General features: G+C 65.3%; 2 protein-coding genes and 1 pseudogene. 1 reads left to right on the plus strand and 2 read right to left on the minus strand.

The genetic code is table 11. From position 1 onward, the window contains the following. Nucleotides 1–179, plus strand: a 179-nt coding sequence (locus tag EOA33_RS35900) for a pantoate--beta-alanine ligase (RefSeq protein ID WP_190234499.1), incomplete at its 5' end; no start/stop codon positions are given. A 47-nt stretch (nt 180–226) separates the two neighbouring features. Here EOA33_RS35900 and EOA33_RS35905 read toward each other — a convergent pair. Both EOA33_RS35905 and gatB read right to left on the minus strand, forming a co-directional pair. After that, nucleotides 227–715 (minus strand): GNAT family N-acetyltransferase, encoded by a 489-nt coding sequence (locus tag EOA33_RS35905; RefSeq protein WP_127407739.1) that lies wholly within the window; start codon nt 713–715, stop codon nt 227–229. Nucleotides 716–719: 4 nt separating this feature from the next. Beyond that, nucleotides 720–1,365, minus strand: a pseudogene (gene gatB / locus EOA33_RS35910) (Asp-tRNA(Asn)/Glu-tRNA(Gln) amidotransferase GatCAB subunit B); the annotation flags it as partial.

The raw sequence follows: 1,365 nt of genomic DNA on the forward strand, positions 1-1,365 counted from the left end.
CCCGTCAGGCGCTTGTCGAGGCAGGCTTCCGGAAGGTCGACTATGTCGCGGCGCGTGAAAGCCTGACGCTCGCCCCCTGGCGGCGCGACCGCGACGGCCGCGTGCTCGCGGCCGTCTGGCTCGGCACGACCAGGCTGATCGATAATGTGGAGATTCCTGCCGTCATGTCGCCGCCCTGACTGCGCGCGGTCAGACCTTTCGCCCGCGCCGCTGTCTCCCGCGCTGACTATCGGAGGGGCTTCTCGAAAACCAGCGCCGGCAGCCCGGAACCGCCGCCGCAATCCTTGGTTTCGCCGGCGGCCACAAATCCCTGTGACCGGTAGAAGGCGATCGCCCCCGCGTTGGCTTCCTCCACCTCGAGGCGCAGCCTGTTCGCTTCCGGAAAGCTGGCCTCGACCTCATCGAGCAGCGCCTTGCCGATCCCTTGCCGCTGGCAGGACGGGTGCACATAAAGCTGGTTCAACAGGACGATCTTCGGGTCGGTAGTGGCGGCGGCGAATGCCATGCCGCCGAGTCGCCTGCCGTCGTCGGCGACCAGGAATTCGGAGTCCGGCCGCGTCAGCCGGGCCTTGAGCGAGGCGATCGAATGCCATTCGTCGGTGAGCGCCCCGACCGGCTCGGCGCCGTAAATGGCGTCATACGTCGCGTGCCACGTCTCGACCAGCAGCGCGCGGATCGCAACAAGATCGCGCTCGCTGGCGGTACGGACGAACATCGCTTTATTCGATTCCGAACTTGGCCTTGACGAGGTCGTTGACCGCCTGCGGATTGGCCTTGCCGCCGGTCGCCTTCATCACCTGGCCGACAAACCAGCCGGCCATGGTCGGCTTGGCGCGGGCCTGGTCGGCCTTGTCCGGATTGGCGGCGATTACCTCATCCACCGCCTTCTCGATGGCGCCGGTGTCGGTGACCTGCTTCATGCCGCGGCTTTCGACGAGCTGGCGCGGATCGCCGCCCTCGTTCCAGACGATCTCGAACAGGTCCTTGGCGATCTTGCCGGAGATCGTGCCTTCCTTGATCAGATCGATGACGGCGCCGAGTTGCTCGGGCGAAACTGGAGCATTTTCAATGTCCTTGCCGGCCTTGTTGAGAGCGCCAAGCAGATCGTTGATCACCCAGTTGGCGGCGAGCTTGCCGTCGCGGCCGGAGGCCACCTTCTCGAAATAGTCGGCGATCGGCTTTTCGGACACCAGGATCGAGGCGTCATAGGTCGTCAGGCCGAGCGCCGCGATCAACCGCGCCTTCTTGTTGTCGGGCAGTTCCGGCAGATCCTTGGCCAGCGCGTCGACATAGGCCTGGTCGAACTCCAGCGGCAGAAGGTCCGGGCCGGGGAAATAGCGGTAGTCATGTGCCTCTTCCTTGGAG

The organism is Mesorhizobium sp. M4A.F.Ca.ET.050.02.1.1 (assembly GCF_003997725.1).
Taxonomy (GTDB): Bacteria; Pseudomonadota; Alphaproteobacteria; order Rhizobiales; family Rhizobiaceae; genus Mesorhizobium.

Coding starts and splice junctions, on each gene's coding strand:
- EOA33_RS35905 (WP_127407739.1), bottom strand. CDS start 715: ATGTTCGTCCGTACCGCCAGCGAGCGCGATCTTGTTGCGATCCGCGCG.